At 71.5% G+C, this 22,154-nt stretch carries 21 protein-coding genes; 10 read left to right on the top strand and 11 right to left on the bottom strand.

Translation table 11 applies throughout. The annotated features are described in order from the left end of the window. Positions 1–78: 78 nt before the first annotated feature. Positions 79–1,032, bottom strand: coding sequence for an alpha/beta hydrolase family esterase (locus tag OG494_RS15710; RefSeq protein WP_328456320.1), 954 nt, complete (start codon positions 1,030–1,032; stop codon positions 79–81). A gap of 158 nt (positions 1,033–1,190) precedes the next feature. On the opposite strand from OG494_RS15710, the gene htpG reads away from it, so the two are divergent. The 5 genes from htpG to OG494_RS15685 all read left to right on the top strand — a co-directional run bounded on the left by htpG (position 1,191) and on the right by OG494_RS15685 (position 6,987). Continuing rightward, complete coding sequence (gene htpG / locus OG494_RS15705) at positions 1,191–3,113, top strand: molecular chaperone HtpG (RefSeq protein ID WP_328456318.1); 1,923 nt, start codon at positions 1,191–1,193, stop codon at positions 3,111–3,113. A 441-nt stretch (positions 3,114–3,554) separates the two neighbouring features. Then, entirely contained in the window at positions 3,555–4,190 is a 636-nt protein-coding gene (locus OG494_RS15700; protein ID WP_328456316.1) for a phosphoribosyltransferase, read from the top strand. Positions 4,191–4,309: 119 nt separating this feature from the next. Continuing rightward, complete coding sequence (locus OG494_RS15695; RefSeq protein WP_328456314.1) at positions 4,310–4,744, top strand: DUF6292 family protein; 435 nt, start codon at positions 4,310–4,312, stop codon at positions 4,742–4,744. A gap of 118 nt (positions 4,745–4,862) precedes the next feature. After that, positions 4,863–6,455, top strand: coding sequence for a phytoene desaturase family protein (locus OG494_RS15690; protein WP_328456312.1), 1,593 nt, complete (start codon positions 4,863–4,865; stop codon positions 6,453–6,455). A gap of 358 nt (positions 6,456–6,813) precedes the next feature. After that, positions 6,814–6,987, top strand: coding sequence for a hypothetical protein (locus tag OG494_RS15685; RefSeq protein WP_328456310.1), 174 nt, complete (start codon positions 6,814–6,816; stop codon positions 6,985–6,987). A gap of 416 nt (positions 6,988–7,403) precedes the next feature. On the opposite strand, the gene OG494_RS15680 is transcribed toward OG494_RS15685, so the two are convergent. Continuing rightward, the gene (locus OG494_RS15680) at positions 7,404–7,730 is read right to left on the bottom strand and encodes a hypothetical protein (RefSeq protein ID WP_328456308.1); all 327 of its coding nucleotides are present in this window, start codon (positions 7,728–7,730) and stop codon (positions 7,404–7,406) included. A gap of 373 nt (positions 7,731–8,103) precedes the next feature. Between OG494_RS15680 and OG494_RS15675 the strand changes: the two genes are divergently transcribed. From OG494_RS15675 to OG494_RS15660, 4 genes are all read left to right on the top strand, one after another. Then, positions 8,104–9,132, top strand: coding sequence for a chemotaxis protein CheB (locus tag OG494_RS15675; RefSeq protein WP_442874412.1), 1,029 nt, complete (start codon positions 8,104–8,106; stop codon positions 9,130–9,132). Next, positions 9,129–9,893 (top strand): ATP-binding protein, encoded by a 765-nt coding sequence (locus tag OG494_RS15670; protein ID WP_328456306.1) that lies wholly within the window; start codon positions 9,129–9,131, stop codon positions 9,891–9,893. Before OG494_RS15675 ends, OG494_RS15670 begins: the two co-directional genes overlap by 4 nt. 10 nt (positions 9,894–9,903) lie before the next feature. After that, the gene (locus OG494_RS15665; RefSeq protein WP_328456304.1) at positions 9,904–11,772 is read left to right on the top strand and encodes a CheR family methyltransferase; all 1,869 of its coding nucleotides are present in this window, start codon (positions 9,904–9,906) and stop codon (positions 11,770–11,772) included. 71 nt (positions 11,773–11,843) lie between these two features. Then, on the top strand, positions 11,844–12,134 hold the full coding sequence (locus tag OG494_RS15660) for a hypothetical protein (RefSeq protein ID WP_328456303.1): 291 nt from the start codon (positions 11,844–11,846) through the stop codon (positions 12,132–12,134). 12 nt (positions 12,135–12,146) lie between these two features. Here the strand turns inward: OG494_RS15660 and OG494_RS15655 are convergent, their stop codons facing one another. From OG494_RS15655 to OG494_RS15640, 4 genes are all read right to left on the bottom strand, one after another. Continuing rightward, positions 12,147–13,460 (bottom strand): DUF4474 domain-containing protein, encoded by a 1,314-nt coding sequence (locus OG494_RS15655; RefSeq protein WP_328456302.1) that lies wholly within the window; start codon positions 13,458–13,460, stop codon positions 12,147–12,149. Next, the gene (locus OG494_RS15650) at positions 13,457–13,765 is read right to left on the bottom strand and encodes a hypothetical protein (RefSeq protein ID WP_328456300.1); all 309 of its coding nucleotides are present in this window, start codon (positions 13,763–13,765) and stop codon (positions 13,457–13,459) included. Before OG494_RS15650 ends, OG494_RS15655 begins: the two co-directional genes overlap by 4 nt. 83 nt (positions 13,766–13,848) lie before the next feature. Further along, positions 13,849–14,715 carry a GNAT family N-acetyltransferase gene (locus OG494_RS15645; RefSeq protein WP_328456298.1) on the bottom strand — a complete coding sequence of 289 codons (867 nt, stop codon included), beginning with the start codon at positions 14,713–14,715 and terminating at the stop codon, positions 13,849–13,851. Between the two features lie 55 nt (positions 14,716–14,770). Beyond that, positions 14,771–15,859 carry a carboxylate-amine ligase gene (locus OG494_RS15640; RefSeq protein ID WP_328456296.1) on the bottom strand — a complete coding sequence of 363 codons (1,089 nt, stop codon included), beginning with the start codon at positions 15,857–15,859 and terminating at the stop codon, positions 14,771–14,773. A gap of 117 nt (positions 15,860–15,976) precedes the next feature. Here OG494_RS15640 and OG494_RS15635 point away from each other — a divergent pair, with 117 nt between their 5' ends. After that, positions 15,977–17,164 carry an amidohydrolase gene (locus OG494_RS15635; protein WP_328456294.1) on the top strand — a complete coding sequence of 396 codons (1,188 nt, stop codon included), beginning with the start codon at positions 15,977–15,979 and terminating at the stop codon, positions 17,162–17,164. Between the two features lie 56 nt (positions 17,165–17,220). On the opposite strand, the gene OG494_RS15630 is transcribed toward OG494_RS15635, so the two are convergent. From OG494_RS15630 to OG494_RS15610, 5 genes are read right to left on the bottom strand one after another with little or no spacing between them, the layout of a single operon-like run. After that, the gene (locus OG494_RS15630; protein ID WP_328456293.1) at positions 17,221–18,117 is read right to left on the bottom strand and encodes a TauD/TfdA dioxygenase family protein; all 897 of its coding nucleotides are present in this window, start codon (positions 18,115–18,117) and stop codon (positions 17,221–17,223) included. Further along, on the bottom strand, positions 18,114–19,436 hold the full coding sequence (locus OG494_RS15625; protein ID WP_328456291.1) for an LLM class flavin-dependent oxidoreductase: 1,323 nt from the start codon (positions 19,434–19,436) through the stop codon (positions 18,114–18,116). The genes OG494_RS15630 and OG494_RS15625 overlap by 4 nt, the downstream gene beginning before the upstream one ends. Further along, the gene (locus OG494_RS15620; RefSeq protein ID WP_328456289.1) at positions 19,433–20,275 is read right to left on the bottom strand and encodes an ABC transporter permease; all 843 of its coding nucleotides are present in this window, start codon (positions 20,273–20,275) and stop codon (positions 19,433–19,435) included. Before OG494_RS15620 ends, OG494_RS15625 begins: the two co-directional genes overlap by 4 nt. Continuing rightward, a complete protein-coding gene (locus OG494_RS15615; protein WP_328456287.1) occupies positions 20,272–21,045 on the bottom strand; it encodes an ABC transporter ATP-binding protein in 774 nt (257 codons plus the stop codon). The genes OG494_RS15620 and OG494_RS15615 overlap by 4 nt, the downstream gene beginning before the upstream one ends. After that, entirely contained in the window at positions 21,042–22,061 is a 1,020-nt protein-coding gene (locus OG494_RS15610; RefSeq protein WP_328456286.1) for an ABC transporter substrate-binding protein, read from the bottom strand. The genes OG494_RS15615 and OG494_RS15610 overlap by 4 nt, the downstream gene beginning before the upstream one ends. Positions 22,062–22,154 lie beyond the last annotated feature (93 nt).

Genomic DNA, 22,154 nt, shown 5'->3' with positions numbered 1-22,154 from the left:
ATCGCGGTGATCCGGGCGGCTTTCCGCGAAGCGACCCGTTCATGGTCGCCGAGCTTCGCGAGAGGCGTCAATCGTGTTTCAGCGCAACGGGTGACTCTCGAGGAACCGCCAGATCACCGGGGTCGCGTCGATGACGGTCGGCGTGGCCGAATCGAGGTTCGGTTTTGTGCTCGGCCAGACGTGCCCCGCGCCCTCGACGCGGTAGTGCTCGACGGTGCTTCGCCGGTCGCAGGCGAGCCACTTCTCCGCGACGACGCCCTTGACCGGCGTCCACGACACGGGCCCGAACCGGCAACCGTCCCTTGTGGACCACGCGGCCAGCCAGTCGGGGATCGTCGGCAGGCCCTTCTCCGGGTTGCCGGTGTAGGGGATGGTCGTGTCGGCGGTGCCGTGGAAGTCGAGGATCGGCACCGGCCGGCTCGGGTGGCAGGCGCCGCCCTGCGGGTAGAAGGCGCCGGACACAGGCGCGAACGCCGCGATCCGGCCGGCCAGGCGGCAGGCCAGCACGCCGACGAACCCGCCGCCGTTGGACTTCCCGGCGGCGAAGACGCGGTTCGCGTCCACGCACAGCGTCTTCTGCAGCTTCGTGATCAGGTCACTGGTGAGCAGGACGTCGTCCGCGGCCGCCGAGTAGGGCGCGCCGGTCCAGGCGGTCTCGCCGTCGGTCCCGACCAGGCCCTGGGGGTAGACCGAGATCGCGTCCAGCGCCGAGAAGCCGGACAGCTCCTCCTGGTACGCGGACGTGCGCTTGTGCCCGTGGAACGACAGCAGCACCGGGTAGGACTCGCGCGGGTCGTAGTGCGCGGGCAGGTGCACGGTGTACGTGCGGTCGAGACCGCCCGACGTGAGGTGCTGGGTCGTCGTGACGCCGGCCGGGACGGGGGCCGCGCGGCCGCAGCCGGTGGTGCGGACGGGGTGGTCGACGACGCCCTGGGGCGTCGAAGCGACGGCAGGCGCGGCGAAACCGGTGGTCAGCGCGCAGGCCGCGGCGAACGCGGCCGCCCACCGGGGCCGGGGGAAGCGTCCGGGCACTCGATCCTCCTTGATCGGCAGCAGGGCGTGGCCAGCATCACACCGGCCGTCGCGGACCGCCTACATTGCGTTCATAAAGTGCGCGGCCGGGTGACGGCCGGGACTGTCGGACCCCCTCGGTACGATCGGCGCGTTCGCCGACACCCGGAAGGAAGCCCGTGACCACCCCGATCGAGACGCTCGAGTTCCAGTCCGAGGCGCGTCAGCTGCTCCAGCTGATGATCCATTCGATCTATTCGAACAAGGACACGTTCCTGCGGGAGCTCGTGTCGAACGCGTCGGACGCGCTCGACAAGCTGAGGCTGGAGTCGTACCGCGACAAGGACCTCGTCGCCGACACGTCCGACCTGCACATCACGATCGAGTCGGACCCGGCCGGGCGCACGCTGACGGTGCGGGACAACGGCATCGGCATGACCCGCGACGACGTCGTCGCCCTCATCGGCACGATCGCCAAGTCCGGCACCGCCGACTTCCTCGCCAAGCTCAAGGAAGCGAAGGACGCCGCCGCGTCGCAGGACCTGATCGGCCAGTTCGGCGTCGGCTTCTACGCGAGCTTCATGGTCGCCGACAAGGTCACGCTCGTGACGCGCCACGCGGGCAGCGCCGAGGGCGTCCGCTGGGAGTCCGCGGGCGAAGGCACCTACACGATCGAGCCGGTCGAGGACGCGCCGCAGGGCACCGCGGTCACCCTGCACCTCAAGCCGGAGGACACCGAAGACGCCCTGTACGACTACACGTCCCCGGCGAAGATCCGGGAGATCGTGAAGAAGTACTCGGACTTCATCACCTGGCCGATCCGGATGACCGCCGACGCGGTGCCGGCCGCCGAGGGCGAAGAGCCCGCCGAGCCGGCGGTCGAGACCGTCAACTCGATGAAGGCCCTGTGGGCGCGGTCGTCGAGCGAGGTCACCGAGACCGAGTACAGCGAGTTCTACAAGCACGTCAGCCACGACTGGCAGGACCCGCTCGAAACGATCCGGCTGCAGGCCGAGGGCACGTTCGAGTACCAGGCGCTGCTGTTCCTGCCGTCGCACGCGCCGATGGACCTGTTCCTGCGCGAGCGCAAGCGCGGCGTGCAGCTCTACGTCAAGCGCGTCTTCATCATGGACGACTGCGAGTCGCTCGTCCCCGAGTACCTGCGGTTCGTCAAGGGCGTCGTCGACGCGCAGGACCTCTCGCTCAACGTGTCGCGGGAGATCCTGCAGCAGGACCGCCAGATCCAGCTGATCCGCCGCCGGCTGGTCAAGAAGGTCCTCTCGACGGTCAAGTCGATGATGTCGTCCGACGCCGAGAAGTACGCGACGTTCTGGCGCGAGTTCGGCCGCGCGGTCAAGGAAGGCCTGCTCGACGACTTCGAGAACCGCGAGGCGATCCTCGAGATCTCGTCGTTCCCCTCGACGCACGACGCCGAGAAGCCGACCTCGCTGCGCGAGTACGTCGAGCGGATGAAGGAAGGTCAGGAGCACATCTACTACATGACCGGCGAGTCCCGGTCGGCCGTCGAGAACTCGCCGCACATGGAGGCGTTCGCGGCCAAGGGCTACGAGGTGCTGGTGCTCACCGACCCGATCGACGAGATGTGGGTCGACGCGGTGCCGGGCTTCGACGGCAAGCAGTTCCAGTCCATCGCGAAGGGCCAGGTCGACCTGGACTCGGACGAGGACAAGAAGGCCACCGAGGTCGCCCGCGAACAGCAGCAGAAGGACTTCGAGGGCCTGCTGTCGTGGATGGGGACGTCGCTGGGCGAGGACGTCAAGGAGGTCCGGCTCTCGTCGCGGCTGACGACGTCGCCCGCCTGCATCGTCGGCGACACCCACGACTTGACCCCGACGCTCGAGAAGATGTACCGCGCGATGGGCCAGGAGCTGCCGCCGATCAAGCGGATCCTGGAGCTCAACCCGGAGCACGCCCTGGTCACCGGCCTGCGCGAGGCGCACGCTTCGCGGCCGGAAGACGAGGGGCTGGCCGAGACGGCCGAGCTGCTCTACGGCATGGCGCTGCTCGCCGAAGGCGGCGAACTGGGCGACCCGGCCCGCTTCATCAAGCTGCTGGCGAACCGGCTCGAGAAGACCCTCTGATGCCGGTGCCCGGGCGGGTTCCTCCCGCCCGGGCCCGCGGGTAGCGGCTTCGCCCGCGCCGGATGACCAGGCCCGATGTGATGTCCGGTCTCGCTCGCGGCGACGCGATCCGCTGATGCTCGGCCTCGGCCTCGGCCTCGGCCTCGACCGCGACCGCGGCACCGTGCGCGCGATCCGGCCGACGCGTGCTCCCGCGCAGCCGCTGCGCCGAGACTCGTACCCGGCCCGGCCCGGCCTGCGTCGGCCCGGCCCGGCCCGGCCCGGCCTGCGTCGGCCCGGCCCGGCCTGCGTCTGCCTGGCCCGGCCTGCGTCGGCGTGGACCTGTCCGTCCGGTCGCTGGTTCCGTGTCCCGGCGTCGCCCGCGGCGGCCGGGACTCCGCGCCGGGCCCGCCCGAGGAGGACACTCACCCGAGAGGCTCTCGACGGGTGAGAGGAGCTCTCGTGTCCTCGTCGCAGGTTTTCGCCGACCGCGAGGCCGGCGGGCGGCGGCTGGCGCGTGCGCTCGCGGGCCGGACCTGGACCGATCCGCTCGTGCTCGGCCTCGCCCGGGGCGGGATGCCGGTGGCGGCCGTCGTCGCCCGGTGGCTCGGCGCCGAACTGGACGTCGCGGTCGCGCGGAAGATCGGCGCGCCGGGGCGGCCGGAGTTCGGCGTCGGCGCGGTCACGCCGCACGGCCCGGCCATCTACTCCGACGAGAGCCTCCGGATCCTGCACCTCACCGCCGGGGAGCTGGCCCGGACGGAAAACCGCGAACGGGCCGAAGCGCGGCGCCGGCTGGAGCGCTACCGCGGCGGCCGGGCGCCGGTCGTCTGCGCCGGTCGTGACGTCATCCTCGTCGACGACGGGCTCGCCACCGGCGTCACCGCCCGGGCCGCGCTGCGTGACCTGCGGGCCGGCAACCCCCTGACCATGGTTTTCGCCGCACCGGTGTGCGCTCCGGGAGCCGCCGCATTGCTGCCCGAAGCGGACGACGTCGTCTCCGTCGTCGAACCGCCAGAGTTTCGCGCCGTCGGCCAGTGGTACGCCGATTTCCGCCAGACCCGGGACGAGGAGGTGCTCGCGCTGCTCGCCCGGTGACCCTCGGCAGTTCCACACAGGACGCGCTGTGACGTGCTGCTCCACCTGGGGAATCCCGGGTTGAGGCGGCGAGGGGCGGGGTATCACCGGTCGGGGGAACCGACGGATGGGCAGGTGTCATGGCGGAACGGGACGGACTCGGCGCACCGGCGCTCGGGCTGCGGCAGTATCTGCTCGCGGTCGCGAGCAAGCTCGACGCGCCCGCCTGGTTCTGCGAGGTCGAGGTGCCCGCCACCGCCTACCTGGCGCTGGAACGGCGTCTCGACCGGTTCCCGGACCACGAGACGGCGCTGTTGTGGGACGAGCAGGACGGCTGGGCGGCGGCCGTCGAGTCGTCGAGCGGCGAGGACATGGTGGTGCTGGCCTACCTGGGTGAGGACCTGCTGCCCCAGCCGTGCGCCGTCGCGGCGTTCGTCCGTGAGCTCTACGGTGACAGCTACCCGGGGCGCCCCGACCCGCCGGACTTCCGCAGTCCCGGCAGCGCGGACGGCTTCGACGAGCGTCTCGCCGCCTACGCCGGGAAGAGCGTCTGCCTGCGGGAAGGCCAGGCCTGAAGTCCGCCCGCTCGTCCGTCCACATCGGACACAAGGTGAGACCTGGGTGACCGCCGGGCGCCGGCCGCACTACTCTGGCAGGACCTGCAGTGGTGGTCCTGACGAGCCGGGAGGCCCAGTGAGCACGGAAGCCGCCGACGCGGTGGTGATCGGCGCCGGTCACAACGGCCTGGTCGCGGCCAACATGCTGGCCGACGCCGGCTGGTCGGTGCTGGTCCTGGAGGCGACGGACCGGCCGGGCGGCGCGGTCCAGACCGCCGAGGTCACCGAGCCCGGCTTCCACATGGACCTGTTCAGCTCGTTCTACCCGCTCGGCGCCGTGTCGCCGGCGATCCGGGGCCTCGGGCTCGAAGACCACGGCCTGCGGTGGCGGCACGCGCCGGACGTGCTCGCGCACGTGCTGCCGGACGACCGGTGCGCCGTGCTCTCGCGGGACCTCGACCGCACCGCGGCCTCGGTCGACGAGTTCGCGCCGGGCGACGGCGCCGCGTGGCGAGCGTTGGCCGCGCAGTGGCAGGAGCTGCGGGAGCCGTTGCTGGCCGCGTTGTTCGCGCCGTTCCCGCCGGTGCGTCCGGCGCTGAAACTGTTGCGGCGCACCGGTACGGCCGACGCGTTGCGCTTGGCGCGGACGCTGACGCTGCCGGCGCGCCGGTTCGGCGAAGAGGTGTTCGCGGGGGAGGGGGCGCGGCTGCTGCTGGCCGGGAACGCCGCGCACAGCGACCTTTCCGTGGACAACGCGGGCAGCGCGGTGTTCGGCTGGCTGCTGGCGATGATCGGGCAGGACACCGGTTTCCCGGCGCCCGCGGGTGGCGCGGGGGAGCTGACCGCGGCTTTGGTGCGGCGCTTGGAATCCCGTGGCGGAAAAGTCCACTGTGGACGTCCGGTGCGGGAGGTCCTGGTCGCCGGCGGCCGGGCGCTGGGGGTCCGCGACGCCGCGGGTGACCCGGTCCGGGCGCGCCGCGCGGTGCTCGCGGACGTGCCGGCGCCGTTGTTGTACGGCGAGCTGGTCGGCGCGGAGTGGCTGCCGTCGCGGCTGGTCGACGACCTGCGCCGGTTCGAGTGGGACAGCGCGACGGTGAAGGTGAACTGGGCGTTGTCCGGCCGGGTCCCGTGGACGGCCGAGGGCGCGCGCGGCGCGGGCACGGTCCACCTCGGCACGGACCTGGACGGCCTCTCGGCGTTCGGCGGCGAACTGGCCCGCGGCCGGACGCCGCGACGTCCGTTCCTGCTGTTCGGTCAGATGACGACGACCGACCCGGACCGCTCGCCGCCGGGCACCGAAGCGGCGTGGGCGTACACGCACGTACCGCGCGGCGCGATGGCGGCGCGGGGGGCGCTGGAGCGGCGGGTCAAGCGGATCGAGGAGACGATCGAGGCCCACGCGCCGGGGTTCGCGGCCCTGGTCGAGAACCGGTACGTGCAGGGCCCGGCAGAGCTGGCGGAGCACAACCCGGGCCTGGTCGGCGGCGCGATCAACGCGGGCACGACGGCGATCCATCAGCAGCTGTTCTTCCGCCCGGTCCCGGGCACGGGCCGAGCCGACACCCCGGTCGACCGCCTGTTCCTGGCGGGCGCCTCGGCCCACCCGGGCGGAGCGGTCCACGGCGGCCCCGGAGCCAACGCAGCCCGCGCGGCGCTGGCCCGAGCCGGAAAACTGGGCGGCGGTTACGCGGCGGTGATCCGCGCGGCCCACCGGGCGATCTACGGCTGAGGCCCACGACCTCGAGAGCCGTGTTGGCCACTCCGGTCACCGTGTTGGCCGTTCGCGTACGCCCGAGCCGCCCGCCAATGGTCGAACGGCAGTGATCGGAAGGTTCGACTGGCGCGGAACAGTCAACTTGGGGCCTGAGAGACGGCCCCGCCGACCGACGCGGTCAGCGCAGGTCGCCGGAGCGGTCGGCCCTGCGTCGACAAGGCCGACGATGGAGCCGGAGCGAGCGGCCGACATCTGCCCGGATGGTCACGGCTGGAGCCCGTGCGGCTAACGCGGCGAGCGAAGGACCAGCACGGGCACCGGAGCGGCCAACATGAGTGCCGGAGTGGCCAGCTCGGTGACCGGAGCAGCCAACATGAGTGCCGGAGTGGCCAACTCGGTGACCGGAGTGGCCAACTCGGTGACCGGTGCGGCCAACTCGGTGACCGGTGCGGCCAACGCAGAGACCGAAGTGGCCAACCCGGTGACCGGCACGGCCAACACGGGCGCCGGAGCGGCCAACACAATGCCGGAGTGGCCAACTCGGTGACCGGCACGGCCAACATGGGCGCCGGAGCGGCCAACGCAGAGACCGGAGCGGCCAACGCAGAGACCGGAGCGGCCAACGCAGAGACCGGAGCGGCCAACTCGGTGACCGGAGCGGCCAACACAATGCCGGAGTGGCCAACTCGGTGACCGGCACGGCCAACATGGGCGCCGGAGCGGCCAACGCAGAGACCGGAGCGGCCAACGCAGAGACCGGAGCGGCCAACGCAGAGACCGGAGCGGCCAACTCGGTGACCGGAGCGGCCAACGCAGAGACCGGAGCGGCCAACACAATGCCGGAGTGGCCAACTCGGTGACCGGCGCGGCCAACACGGGCGCCGGAGTGGCGACACAGTTACCCGAGTGGCCAACACCGTGACCGGAGCGGCCAACATGGCAACGGACGCAGCCGGGCCTGGGTCAGTTGTCCTCGGCTGCCGGGGCGGTGCAGCGGCGCCACTGGACCTGGTCGCCGGTGCGGTCCGCGTGCCAGATTTCCGTGGCCGTGTCCGATTCCCAGGTCGGGACCAGACGTCCGGTCACCACCTGGCCGCGGGCCACGCGGCCGAACAACTCGACGCCGTCCGCTCGGCGGGCCGCCGGGATCCACGCGGGGAAGCGGGTCCGGGGCAGTTTCCGTTCGATCCACTCGCGGGCGGATCCTTCGGTGCCGTGGTCGGACTCGACGATGCTCGACACCGGGCCGTCGGCGCCGACGGTCAAGCCGATCGACGCACGCCAGCGCACGGTGGGGGCGGTACTCCGCCGGTCGGGTCCGGATCCTTCTGACATCCAGTCCAGGTTCCCGGAAGTTCGGGTCCGTGGGCCACTACACGTTCGGATGGATCGACGTTCACTCACGGTGCCCCCCGACACTTACGGGACCTCGGTCCCTCAAGATCTTCCCCGCCCGGGTGATGTTTAATCACGTCCCGCCTCGGGGAACTGAGTAGGCAGGGAACTGCGCGCCGCCGGAGCGGGGCGTGAGCAGCCGCGCCCGGCCCGTGAGAGCGACCGGAACCGTCCACAGTGGACATCAAGGGCGTGCGCCGCGCCGAGGCCCGATCACGAACCCCTCCGCCCGGTTACCCGGGACCGGCGAGGGGACTACCGTAACGGAGTGAGCGAGGTGGTCGACGTGCCCTTCCAGCGTGATGTGGTGGTGGTCGGCGCCTCCGCCGGCGGCGTCGAGGCCCTGCGCACCCTGGTCCGGGCGCTGCCGGCGGACTTCCCGGCGGCCGTGCTGGCCGTCATGCACCTGTCGCCCGGCGCCTCGAGTGCCCTGCCCCAGATCCTGGCCCGCGCCGGCGCGCTGCCCGCCGTGGCCGCGCGGCACGGGGAACCGCTCACCCGGGGCGTCATCCACGTGGCCCCGCCCGATCGGCACCTGCTCATCGCCGACGGCACCCTGATGCTCAGCCGCGGCCCGACCGAGAACGGGCACCGGCCCGCGATCAACGCCACGTTCCGCTCCGCGGCGGTCGCCGCCGGCCCCGCGGCGATCGGGGTGGTGCTCTCCGGCGCGCTGGACGACGGCACCGCCGGGCTCTGCGCGATCGTGGAGCGGGGCGGCCTGGCGATGGTCCAGGACCCGGCCGACGCGCTCTACCCCGGGATGCCCGAGAACGCCCTGGTGCGCACGCCGACCGAGCACGTCTACCCGGCCGAAGTGCTCGGCAAGGTGCTGGACAAGCTGGTGCGCGCCCCGGCGGAGCCGGGCCCTGAGGACCAGCCGTCACCGGCGCTGCTGCTGGAGGACCGGATCGCGCGGGACGACGTCCGGCAGGACGCGGTCGTCCCCGGCGACGGGACCCCGGCCTCGGGCTACAGCTGCCCGGACTGCCAGGGCACGTTGCTGGAGATGAGCAGGTCGCACGGGCAGTACCGCTGCCGCATCGGGCACGCGTGGTCGGCCGAAGCGCTGCTCAGCGCCCACGACGTCGAGTTCGAGCGGGCGTTGTGGACAGCCCTGCGCTCCCTCGACGAGAAGGCCGCGCTGGCCCGGCGCATGCAGCGCGACACCACTCACCGCGGGCTCGCCGGTCTGACCGGCCGGTACGACACCACCGTCCACGAGTGCACGACGGCGGCCGAAACCCTCCGGAGATTCCTCATCGCCCGGAACCCGGACCCCGGGTCCACGCCGTGACCGGCACCGGCACCGCCGTGTGGCTGGTGCCCGAACACCGCGGCGGGTCGACCGTGGTGACGGTGACCGGGACGCTGGTCCTGGACACCTACCCGGATCTGCGCGACGGCCTGTTGAAGATCGCCACGGACGCCCCCGACAGCGTGATCGCCGACATCGGGGGCCTCCGCATCGAAGACGACACCCTGGCGAGCGTCTTCTCCGTGGTCGCCATGCGGATCAGCGACTGGCCCGGGATCCCGTTCGCGCTCGTCTCCCCGCGGCCGGAACACCGGGCTGTGCTCGCGGGCCGGGCGGTCGACCGGTTCGTCGCGGTCCACGACGACGTCGGCACCGCCGAACGGAAACGGGACAGCCCGCCGCGGCGTCGCGCGGTGCAGCTGCTCGCGCCCACGACCGGCGCGTCGGCACTGGCCCGGCGGTTCGTCACCCGCGTCTGCGGGGAGTGGGGCGTGCCCGCGCACGAGGAGGACGCCCAGCTGATCGCCACCGAGCTGGTCGAGAACACCGTCCGGCACACCGTCTCCGCCCCACGGCTGCGCCTGGAGCTGCGGCGCGGCATCTTCACCGTCTCGGTCGGCGACGACGACCCGCGCCCGGCCGTGCTCCACGAGCGGCTCAGCGCCACCGAAGCCGGCCTCGGGCTGCAGCTGGTCGCGCAGGTCGCCCGGGTGTGGGGCTGCAGCCGGTCCTGGTCTGACGGCAAGGTGGTCTGGGCGGTGCTCACCACGCGCGGACGGCGGGGAAGGCGGGCCGGGTAGCCTGTCCCAGGTGACGGATCCCCGGCCGGAAGCCGACGACGATTTCGAATCGGTGCTCACGTATCTGAAGGAATCCCGCGGATTCGACTTCACCGGCTACAAGCGCACCAGCCTGATGCGGCGCGTCCAGCGGCGGATGAGCCAGGTCGGTGCCGAGACCTTCGCCGAGTACATCGACCAGCTGCAGGTCAACGCGGACGAGTTCGTCGCCCTGTTCAACACGATCCTCATCAACGTCACCGGGTTCTTCCGGGACCCCGACGCCTGGGACTACCTCCGCGAGCAGGTGATCCCCGCCCTGCTGGCCGAGCGCACCCCGGAAGAGCCGATCCGGGTCTGGAGCGCCGGGTGCGCGGCCGGCCAGGAGGCCTACAGCCTCGCGATCGCGTTCGCCGAGGCGATCGGGGTCGACGCTTTCCGCCAGCGGGTCAAGATCTACGCCACCGACGTCGACGAGGAGGCGCTCGGCCAGGCGCGGCAGGCGAGCTACACCCCGGCCGAGCTCGAGGGGATCCCCGACGGCAAGCTGGAGAAGTACTTCGAGCAGTACGGCAGCCGGTACAGCTTCCGCAAGGACCTGCGCCGCTCGGTGATCTTCGGCCGCAACGACCTCGTGCAGGACGCCCCGATCTCGCGGATCGACCTGCTCGTCTGCCGCAACACCCTGATGTACTTCAACGCGGACACCCAGACGAAGATCCTCGAGCGGTTCCACTTCGCCCTGTCCCCGCGCGGGATGATGTTCCTGGGCAAAGCCGAGATGCTGCTGAGCCACGGCCGCATCTTCGAACCGCTCGACCTCAAGCGGCGGGTCTTCCGCAAGGTGGCGAACTCGCCGGTGGGCTACAGCCGGTTCGTCACCTACGGCTACCCACCGCGGCGCCCGGCCGACGTCTCGGGCCTGGACCAGCTGCGCGAGCACGCGTTCTCGGCCAGCCCCGTCGCCCAGATCGTGGTGACCGGGGACGAGATCACGGCGCTGATCAACCAGCAGGCGGAGCTGGCGTTCGGACTGTCCGAACGCGACATCGGGCGCAAGCTGTGGGACCTCGACGTCTCCTACCGCCCGGTCGCCCTGCGCCCGTACGTCGAGCAGGCCCGGCTGGAGCGCCGGTCGCTGCGCATCAAGGACGTCGAGTGGCGCCGCGCCGGTGACGTCGTGTGGTACGAGGTGCACATCAACCCGTTGCTGGGCAAGGAGAAGAGCCTGCTCGGGGTGTCCGTGGTGTTCCACGACGTCAGCTGGGCGCGGCTGCTGCTCACCGAGCTCGAGCACTCGAACCGGCAGCTCGAGTCGGCCTACGAGGAGCTCCAGTCGACCAACGAGGAGCTGGAGACCACGAACGAGGAGCTCCAGTCCACTGTGGAGGAGCTGGAGACGACCAACGAGGAGCTCCAGTCCACCAACGAAGAGCTCGAAACCATGAACGAGGAGCTGCACTCCACCAACGACGAGCTGCAGACGATCAACGACGCCCTGCGTGACCGCGGCGTCGAGCTCGATGACCTGAACGACTTCCTCGAGTCGGTGCTGACCTCGATCCAGGCCGGGATCGTCGTGATCGACACCGAGATGCGGATCAAGGCCTGGAACCGCGGCGCCGAGGAACTCTGGGGTGTGCGGCGGGAAGAGGCCGAAGGCACCCACCTGCTCAACCTCGACATCGGCCTGCCGCTGGCCGAGCTGCGCCCGGTGGTCCGCGACGCGCTGGCCGACGCCGAGTCCCGCGCCGAGCTGACGCTGGACGCGATCAACCGCCGCGGCCGCGCGGTCGTCGTCCGGCTGATGTGCAGTCCCCTGAGCGGGGCCAGCGGGCTGAGCCAGGGCGCGTTGCTGATGATGGAGGAAACCCGGCCCGGTCCCGGCGGGTCCGCTTGAGCGGTGTCCTGTAAGTGACCGACCTGTCCGCTGGTTTCGGTGACTTCAAGGACACCCCCTAGTCTGTGGCCGTGAGCGAGTCGAGACGTGCCGGTGCCCGGGGTTCCGCCGGATCGTCGGAAGAACTGGCCCGCGCCCTCCTGGCCCAGGCCAGGAGCGCCGCGACCGCGGCGGTGCGCGAAGGGCTGGAAGGCATCGAGGAGCGGCACGGTCAGCACGTCGCCGACGAGGTCGCCGGCCTGCTCGACGTCGCCGAGGTGTTCGCCGGTCTCGCCGACCACGACGTGCGGGTGCGCGACGACGACAGGGACACGAGGGATGACGACGGGCCCTGGGAGTTCAAGCCGGTGACCGCGGTGTGAGTGCCCCCGCGGTCACTTCCGCCAGTCGTAGCTCAGGACGGGCGGGTCGTCGGACCCCTTCGTGACGGTGAGGTGCTCTTCGGGGTGCGCGGTGGCGTAGCGGGTCATCTCGTCGTACATCCGGTCGCGCATGCCGACGTCCTGCACCTCGATCGTGGCGCGCTGGCCCAGCTGGTCGGGGTGCACGCCGGGCTCGGTGCGGATCCCCAGGTTCCAGAAGTGCCGCTTGTCGGTGCCGTCGGCGCCTTGGCCGTCGTTGGTGAAGTAGACCTCGCCGCTCTGCTTGTCGTAGATCTGCTGGGTCACCTTGATCTGGTCGTCGCCCTGGGCGGCGGAGAAGTACCCGGAGTCGTCGCCGGCGTCGCTGGTGTAGAAGCCGACCTCGCCGCCGAACGCCCCGCCGAAGCCGTAGCTGCCCTTCCACAGCTCCAGGCGGTACTGCTTCCCGGTCGCCGGGTCGGTGAACTCCATGTTGTCGCCCTGGGCGCTGGTGCGGTCGAGGTCCGCGCCGATGAGCTTCTCCATCTTGTCGTAGATGTCGTGCCAGCCCAGGTAACTCTGCACCGAGTGCTCGCCGGTCGTGTAGAAGTCGCCGTCCTCGACGTACTCGAAGCCGAAGTAGTCGTAGATCTTCCGCGCGACCGCGGGGTCCCGCATGATCGTGTCCCAGTCGCCCTCGAGCAGGGCGAGGTCGAGCTTCGGGTTCTTCGCGACCAGTGCGGCGAGGCCCGGGATCTCCTGCAGGATGATCGCGGCGATCTCGGCCGGATTCCGCTTCTCCGAGCCGGCGAGCTCCCACACCCGGCCCGTCCGGTTGCGGATCTTCAGGCCTTCGACGAGCAGCACCGCGTCGTAGGTGGTCACGACGCGCTGCATGTCGGCCAGCAGGACGACGGCCCGCGCCTTGATGACCTTGTCCTCCGCCCAGGCGAGCACGACGGTGCCCGTGCCGCTCCCGAGGCCGCGCCACACGTTGTCGAGCTTCGTCTGCAACGCGTCGGCGTCCGCGCGTTTGCTCCGCGCTTCCAGCTGCGCCTTCGCCAGCGCGTCGCGGACCACCTCGAACGACCGCGCCGACTCCTCGAGATCCTCGGCCTGGTCGTCGCGATTCTTCTTGAAGTCTTCGAGCGAGGACAACGCCGCCTCGCCGGCGCCGCCGTGCCAGGCCTCGCCCAACTGCACACGGACGCTCTCCACGAGGGCCTTGGTGTCCTTGACCGCCTCCTTGGTGGCCCGGCAGGCGCGGGCACGGTCGTCGAGCTCGGTCGTGCTGCCCCGCTCCACCTGGTCGGCGAGCCGGCGGATCCGGTCGAACACCGAGGTCATCGGTCGATCCGTGCGAAACCGCTGTCCAGGGCCTTCAGGAAGGCGTCGCGCGCGTCGGAATCGGTGCTGTCGTAGCTCTTCGCGGCCGCCTTGATGCTTGCGACGAGACTGTCGACCTGCTGCTGCGCGGCGTCGAGATCGTCCTTCCGGGTCAGCAGCCAGACGTCGTAGTCGCCCGCGTAGCCGGCGGCCCGGTCCGTGGCCCCGACGTTCGGCGCTCCCGCCGCGGAAAGTGACGGCGGCGTCCCCTCGCCGAGCTTGGCCGCCGCGTTGCTGATGTCCGCGACATCGACCTCGAAACCCACCGAACTTCCTCCCCGCGTGACGTTTCGCGCGGGCAATGTAACACCCACGCCGGGGTGAGACGTCCGGTTCCGGAGTTTGGTTCCTACTTGTCCCGGCGCAGGTCAAGCCGCTCCGGGCGCCGCTCGAAGCCGGCCGACTCGTAGGTGGCGACGCCGCCGACGTTGGCGCTCCTGGTGCAGACGATCGCGCTCGACGAGCCCATCTTCCGGAGCTCGGCCGCCGCGGCGACCGTGATCGCCCGGCCGTGACCGCGGCCCCGGTGGTCCCGGTGCGCGCCCATCGGCTCGAGCAGCCCGGGCCGTCCCGGACCCGCCGACCACACCGTCACGACCGCCACCGCGTTGCCTTCGCCGTCGTACCCGAGCAGGGACCGGGCGTCGGCGTACGCCGATCCGGCCGCCATCGCCTGCCAGCGCTCTTCGGTGAACGTCGAGCGCGCGAACGACGCCCGCAGGACCGCGGCCCACTCGGGCGCCCGCTCCGGCCCGGCCACCTCGATCCGCAGGCCCGGGTCCGGCACCGGCTCCGTGAGGTCGCGGTGCAGCGGCGTCCACGGCTCGTCGGTCTGCCAGCCGCCCTCGGCCAGCACGTCCCGGAGCAGCACGCCGTCCGGGACCTCGAGGAACACCTGCCCGGCGGGCAGGACGCCGCGCTCCGGGCCGGCGATGTCTTCGGCCAGCCGGCGCGCCAGGTCCTCGTCCTGCCGGACGTCCGGCGCGATCGTCAGCCGCAGGAGCTCCGGGGCGTCCAGCAGCCCGACGGCGACGATCCGGCCGTCCCGGGTCCAGGTCCGCACGGCCGCGACCGTCGCCGCCACACCGAACCGCCGCTGCCAGCCCAGGTCTCCCGGATGCAGCTGCAGCGGCGTTTCGTCGCTCTGCCACTGCCGCAGCGCGTCCACGGCCTCGGTCAGGCCACTGACTGAAGGGGTCCCCACCACGATCGCCATGCCCGTGATCACACACCAGCGCGCAGGCGGCCGCATCCCGTTTTCCAGGCCGTCCTTACGTGGTCGCCGACAACAGGTCGACGACGTCTTCCGCGCGTTGCCGCTTCGCGAAGGCCTCCCGCTGCCGGTCGGCGCCACCCTCGCCGGCGATCAGGCGCGCGATCCCTTCCTCCGCGAACTCGCGGTCACCGGCGGCGTCGAGTGCCGGTCCGGTCAGCGTGATCAGGTCCTCGAGCACCGCCGAGGCGGGCATCAGGTCGCCGGTGCGCGGGTGCGGGCAGCGGCCGGTGGCGCCGTCGCGCGACGCCCGCCAGAGCTGGGCGCGCAACACCTCGTTGGGCAGGTCCGGCGGGGGAGCGCCGTCGTCCAGCACCGTGGCGACCAGGCCGCGCGCCAGCACGGCGAGCAGGACCGCCTCTTCGGGCGTCGCGGCGACGTCGGCGATGCGGAACTCCAGCGTCGGCTGGTTTTCCGAGAGCCGGACGTCCCAGTAGACCATCCCGCGGTCGAGGATCGAGCCCGCGCGCAGCCACGCGTCGACGACGCTCTCGTACTCGTCGAGCGAGGCGAACTTCGGTGGCGGGCCGGCCGAGGGCCAGCGGCTCCACTGCTGGTAGCGCCAGCTGTGGTAGCCGGTGTCGTAGCCGTCGGTGATCGGCGAGTTGGCGGTCAGGGTGAGCAGCGCCGGCAGCCACGGCCGGACCCGGTTCAGCACCGCGATCCCGGTTTCCTTGTCCGGGATCGCGACGTGCACGTGGCAGCCGCAGGTGAGCGCGGTCCGCGCGGTGGCGCCGAAGTGGTCGGCCATCTGCTCGTAGCGCGGGGTGGGCGTGATGATCGGTGCTTCCACTTCGGACAGTGGCGCGCAGCCGCTGGGCAGCAGCCGGAGCCCGCGCTTGGCGGCCGCTCCGGCGAGATCGGCCCGCAGCCCGCGCAGCTGGCTCAGGGCACCGGAATGGGTGCGGCAGATGTCGGTGGCGGCCTCGGCCTGGGTCCGGGTGAGCTCGTGCTGCAGCTCGCCCCGGTTGCCACCGGCCGCTTCCGCGGCGTCGACGACGTCGTCGCCGGCGTGCGACAGCATTGCCCGGCGGTCGACGACGAAGAACTCCTCTTCGACGCCGAAAGTCAGTACCTGGTCTGTCACCGGGATTCTCCTGGGGTTGGGGGAACCAGCGGGATACCCGGACGCGGTATGCGGCAAACCGGGTGACCGCATGACTACGCTTGTGTGATCGCGCGCGCTCGGGGTACTAACCGTGGCATGGAGTGGCACGAAGAGCTGCACGAGCAAGCCGACGAACGGGTCGAGCGCCTGGACGAGCGGTTGTGGCGGGTGGCGACCGCGCTGCACGCGCGGCCCGAACCGTCCTTCGAGGAGCATGCCGCGGCCGCGCTGCTGACCGGCGAACTGGCCGAGGACGGCTTCGAGGTCGAGACCGGCACCGCCGGCCTGCCCACGGCGTTCGTCGCGCGCGCCGGCACCGGACGTCCCTGTGTGGCCCTCCTTCTGGAGTACGACGCGGTCCCCGGCCTCGGGCACGCCTCCGGCCACAACCTGGTCGCCGCGGCCGGGCTCGGCGCCGCGCTGGCCGCCAAGGACGTGCTCGGCGACAGCCGGGGCTCGCTGCTCGCGGTCGGCGCGCCGGCCGAGGAAACCGGCGGCGGCAAGCAGGCGCTCGCCGAAGCGGGGATCTTCGACGACGTCGACGCGGTGCTGATGGTCCACCCCGGCGTGCACTCCTGGTCGTGGGCGCCGCTGACCGCGCGGGTCGAGCTGAAGATCACCTTCCACGGCCGCGCCGCGCACCCGACCGGCGACCCCGAGCACGGCATCGACGCGCTCGCCTCGCTCCTCCAGACGTTCGGCGCGCTGTCGGCCCTGCGTCAGCGGCTGCCCGCGGGCGCGCACGTCCAGGGCATCGTCACCCACGGCGGCGAGGCGACCACCGTCGTGCCCGACCGCGCCGAAGGCCGCTTCGGGCTCCGCGCGCTCACCACAGCGGCGCTGGACCAGCTGGCCGAAGACGTCTCGACGTGCGCGCAGGGCGCGGCCCTGGCGACCGGGGCGAAGGTGGACATCGAACGCCTCGGCCGCGGTTACGCGCACTTCCGCGACAACCCGGTGCTGTCCGAGCGGTTCACCGAGCACCTGGCCGCGTGCGGCATCCACGCCGGCCCGCCCCAGCCGGGGGTGTACCTCGGTTCGTCGGACATCGGCGACGTCAGCCTCCGCGTCCCGGCGATCCACCCGTTCGTGGCGATCGCGGCCGAGGAGCACCCGGACCACACCCGGGAGTTCGCGGAAGCGGCGGCGAGCCCCCGCGGCCGCTCGGCGATGCTGGCCTCGGCTTCGGCACTGGCCCGCACGGCGATCGACCTGCGGACGCACCCGTCACTGGTCAGCCGGGCCTGGGACTACTTCCGCGCCCAGGCCCGGAACGGGGTCTGAAGTCCGTGAAGGACTCCTTACCGGCTCTTATGGCCGGTAAGGAGTCCTTCACGGACCTACGCCACCGAGGTGTAGTGCGAAGCGTCGCCTTCGAGGGACTCGCTCGGCGTGCCGTCGATGCCCGCCGGGATGTCGCCCGCCACGGTGACGCGGTTGAGGCGGCGGGGGAGACCGTCGTAGTTGTCGATCGCGTAGTGCTGCGTGATCCGGTTGTCGAACAGCACCAGCTGGTTCGGCTCCCACGCCACCCGCACGATGTTCTCCGGCCGCGTGACGTAGGACTGCAGCAGCCGCAGCAGGTCCCGCGACTCGCCGACCGACAGTCCGGCGATCCGCTGAGCGAAGCCGCCGATGAACAGGCCGCGCTCGCCGGTCGCCGGGTGCACGCGCACCACCGGGTGCAGGGTCCGGTACTTGCGCGACACGAACTGGGCGCGCCGGGCCTGCTCCTTCTCGTCGAGCGTCTCCGGCGGCCGGACGTAGTCGTAGTCGTTGGTGTGCTCCGCGCGCAGCGTGTCCGCGAACGCCCGCAGCGGTTCCGGCAGGTCGCGGTAGGCCGCGCCGGCGTTCGCGATCAGCGTCTCCCCGCCGTAGGGCGGCACCACGAGGCTGCGCAGGGTGCTCGCCTTCGGCGGGTTGAGCACGAAGGTGACGTCGGTGTGCCAGTGGTTGGCGCGGCCCTGCTCGCTGTCCACCGGCAGGATCGTCGGGGCGCCGTCGACGGCGGGCACGGTCGGGTGGGCCTTGGTCAGCTCGCCGAAGCGGGCGGCGAACCGCTGCTGGCCCTCGTCGTCGAGCTCGACGTTCCGGAACACCAGCGCCTTGTGCTCGTGCAGGGCGTCGGTCAGGAACGCGATCTGGGAAGCGTCGAGTTCGCCGGCGATGTCGAAGCCGATGATCTCGGCGCCGATCCTCCCGGTGAGCTTGCGGATGTCGGTGCCGATGGTGGTCATGCGGGCTCCTTCACTTTGTTGCGGTTGACGGGACGCGCGAGGCCGTAGTGCTCGCGCAGGGTGGATCCGGTGTAGTCGGTGCGGAAGAGCCCGCGCCGCTGGAGTTCCGGGACGACGAGGTCGACGAAGTCGTCGAGGCCGCCGGGCAGGGTCGGCGGCATGACGTTGAAGCCGTCCGCGGCGCCGCCGGTGAACCAGGCCTCCAGCTCGTCGGCGACCCGGACCGGCGTGCCGGCGAAGACGCGGTGCCCGCGCCCGCCCGCCAGCCGTTCCAGCAGCTGCCGGATGGTCAGGTCCTCGCGCCGGGCCAGGCCGACGACGAGCTCGAACCGGCTCTGGCCACCTTCGGTGAAGCTGCCCACCTCGGGCAGCGGGCCGTCGAGCGGGTAGCCGGTGACGTCGTGGTCGAGCATCTTCGACAGCTGCCGCAGCCCGTACTCCGGCGTGATCAGCGCGTTCAGCTCGGCTTCGCGCCGGCGAGCCTCGGCTTCGGTGCGGCCCAGGATCGGCGAGATGCCCGGGAGGATCTTGATCTCGTCCGGCTTCCGGCCGTACCGGGCGAGCCGGCCCTTGACGTCGTCGTAGAACGCCTTCCCTTCCTCGAACGTCTGTTGCGCGGTGAACACGGCCTCGGCGTGGCGGGCCGCGTACTCCTTGCCGGTCTCGGACGACCCGGCCTGCACGAGCAGCGGGTGGCCCTGCGGCGGCCGTTCGATGTTCAGCGGCCCGCGGACCTGGAAGTGCGGGCCGTCGTGCGCGATCGGCCGGATCCGGTCGGTGTCGGCGTAGACGCCGGTCTCGCGGTCGACCAGGGCGGCGTCGTCGTCCCAGCTGTCCCACAGCTTCTTGACGACGTCGATGAACTCGTCCGCCCGCTCGTAGCGGGAGGCGTGCGACGGCCGCTTGGCCAGGTTGAAGTTGCGCGCCTCGTCGATGCCCGCCGACGTCACGATGTTCCACCCCGCGCGCCCGCCGGAGAGGTGGTCGAGCGAGGCGAACTTCCGGGCCAGGTGGTACGGCTCGTTGTAGGTGGTCGACGCCGTCGCGATCAGTCCGATGTGGACCGTGGACGCGGCGAGCGCCGACAGCAGCGTCAACGGCTCGAAGTGGCTGTGCGAGTTGTGCTTCACGTTGCCCCACAGCGCGACGCCGTCGGCGAGGAACAGCGAGTCGAGTTTGCCCCGCTCGGCCGTCCGGGCGATGTCGACGTAGTGCTGCAGCGTCCGGGCCCGGCGCGGGTCGGTCGTGGGGTGCCGCCAGGCGGCTTCGTGGTGGCCGTTGGGCATCACGAACGCGTTGAGGTGCAGTTGCCTGGTCATGGTTTCTCCTTGGGACGCCAGGTCGAGAACCGCCGTTCGAGGACGACGAAACCGGAGTTCACGAACACTCCGAGCACCGAGACCGCGATGATCCCGGCGTACATCTGGGGAATCTGGAAGTTCACCTGGCTGGTGTTGATCAGGTAGCCGAGCCCGGCCTTGGCGCCGACCATCTCCGCGGCCACCAGCACCAGGATCGAGTAGGACGCCGCCATCCGGATGCCGGTGAACACCGTCGGCACCGCCGAGGGCAGGATCACCTTCCGGAACAGCCGCGGGCTGGACAGCCCGAGCGAGCGCGCGGCCTTGACCAGCAACGGGTCCACGGTGTTGACCCCGGCGATCGTGTTGAGCAGCACCGGCCACACGCAGGCGTAGACCACGAGCGTGACCTTCGACAGCTCGCCGATGCCCAGCAGCAGCGTGAACACCGGCAGCAGCGCGAGCGCGGCGGTGTTGCGGGCCAGTTCCAGCAGCGGCTGCAGGAACCGCGCCACCGGCCGGTACCAGCCGATCAGCAGCCCGAGCGGGACGGCCACGGCGACGGCGATCGCGAACCCGGCGGCGGACCGGCCGACGCTCGCCACCAGGTGGTCGGCGAGCTGGCCGTCGAGGGTCAGCTCCCACAGTGCCTGCAGGTCTTCGGACAGCGGCGGCAGGAACGTCCGGGTGCTCTCGTCGAGGACGAACCGGGGGAGCAGCTCCCAGAGCGCCACGAACAGGACGACGGCGGCCGAGCCGTGCACCGCGCGGGTCAGCTTCTTCGTGAACCGCCGCGGCCGGGGCGGCGGGGCCGCGGGTCCGGTGTGGACAGCCGGGGCGTCGAGGGTGGTCGTCATCCGACGGCACTCCGTTCGGTCTCGGCGGCCTTGCGGACCTCGTCGTGCAACAGCTCCCACAGCCGGTGGCGCTGCCGCCCGAACTCGGGGGACGACCGGATGTCTCCGGCGCGGTCCCCGAGGTCGACGTCGACCACGGCCTTGAGCCGCCCGGGCCGGGACGTCAGCACCGCGACCCGCTGCCCGAGGTAGACGGCCTCGTCGATGCCGTGGGTGATGAACACGATCGTCTTGCCGGTGCGGCGCCAGATCCGCAGCAGCTCGTCCTGCAGCTGCTCGCGGGTCTGGGCGTCGAGCGCGGCGAACGGCTCGTCCATCAGCAGCACGGCGGGGTCGTAGGCGAGGCTGCGTGCGATCGCGACACGCTGCTTCATCCCGCCGGACAGCTCGTGCGGGTAACGGTCCTCGAAGCCGGAAAGCCCGACCAGGGCGAGGTATTCGCGCGCCCGCCCGGCCCGCTGCCGCTTGCCGAGGGACCCGCCTTCGAGTCCGAACTCGACGTTGGCGTGGGCGGTGCGCCACGGGAACAGCGCGTACTGCTGGAAGACGACACCACGATCGAGACCGGGGCCGCGCACCGGCTCGCCGTCGATGAGGATCTCGCCGGCCGTCGGGGTGGTGAGGCCGCCGATCAGGTCGAGCAGCGTCGACTTGCCCGAGCCGCTCGGCCCGACGAGGGACAGGAACGTGCCGTCGGCGATGTCGAGGGAGACGTCGTCGAGTGCGGTCAATGCGCCGAAAGTCTTGGTCACGGACCGGATCTCGATCACTTGGTCACCGCCGGTGCGCCGTCGCGGTAGGGGTTGAACTCGTTGGTGTAGAGCTTCCCGGTGTCCAGCGCGTCCCCCTTGATGAGACCCTGCTGCTTCAGCCACGGCGACCAGAGCGTGTAGTCCTTCTCGGAGATCAGGCCGCCGTGGGTGACGCCGACGCTCTTCCAGTACTGCAGCGTGTTCGTGTTCTCGTTGCGCCCGCGCGCCTGGATGATCTTGGTGAACCGGGCGATCACCTGGTCCCGGGGTGTGGTGCGTTCCCATTCGATCGCCCGCGCCACGGCGGAGACGAAGATCTTCGTCGTCTCGGGGTATTTCTTGATGAAGTCGGTGCGCAGCACGTACGGGCCGCCGTTGTAGGCGCCGAACGCCTGGACGTCGCTGAACAGCGATCGCACCCCGCCGGTCGCGACGGCGTGGTCCTGCAGGATGCCCTGCAGCGCCGCGACGTCGAGCTGGCCGTTGCGCAGCGCCTGTTCGGCGTTGACCGGCGGGATGACGACGAGCTGCACCTGCTTGATCTCCTCGTCGGACAGCCCTTCCCGTTCGAGCCAGAGGTCCAGGGCGGCTTCGAGGTTGGCGCCCGCGGTGTTGACGCCGACCTTCTTGCCGATCAGGTCGCGGGCGGTCCGGATCGGACTGTCCTCTTTGGTGTAGAAGCCGAGGAAGGCCTTTTCGTCGGAGCCGTAGTAGTTGACGACCGCCTTGACCGGGGCGCCGGCCTCGACGAGCTTCACGACCGCGCCGGTGAAGGCGCCGCCGAAGTCGGTCTGGTCGGTGGCCGCGGACTGGATGTCCTGCGGGCCGCTGATCGTGTTGCCGACCCACTTCAGCTTGACCGGGCCGAGGTAGCCCAGGTCTTCGGCGAGCTCGGGCAGGGTCACGGAGTTCGCGCTGCCCTGGTACCGGAGTTCGAGTTTCTCGGGTTGTCCGGGCGCACCGGTGGCCGTCGCCGACGCGCACCCGGACAGCAGCACCGCGGCGGCGATGAGGGCGGGCAGAGTTTTCTTCACGGTGGGGTTCTTTCGGCTCGGGAGTCGGCACGACGTGACCACCGGCCGATGTGGCCGGCGGGGCGCCGGTGGGGATACCGCAATTGTTCGCAG

Origin of the sequence: Amycolatopsis sp. NBC_00438 (genome assembly GCF_036026695.1) — a bacterium.
GTDB lineage: Bacteria > Actinomycetota > Actinomycetes > Mycobacteriales > Pseudonocardiaceae > Amycolatopsis.
Note: the sequence above shows the minus strand (reverse complement) of the source record. Positions and strands in the feature narration are given on the sequence as shown.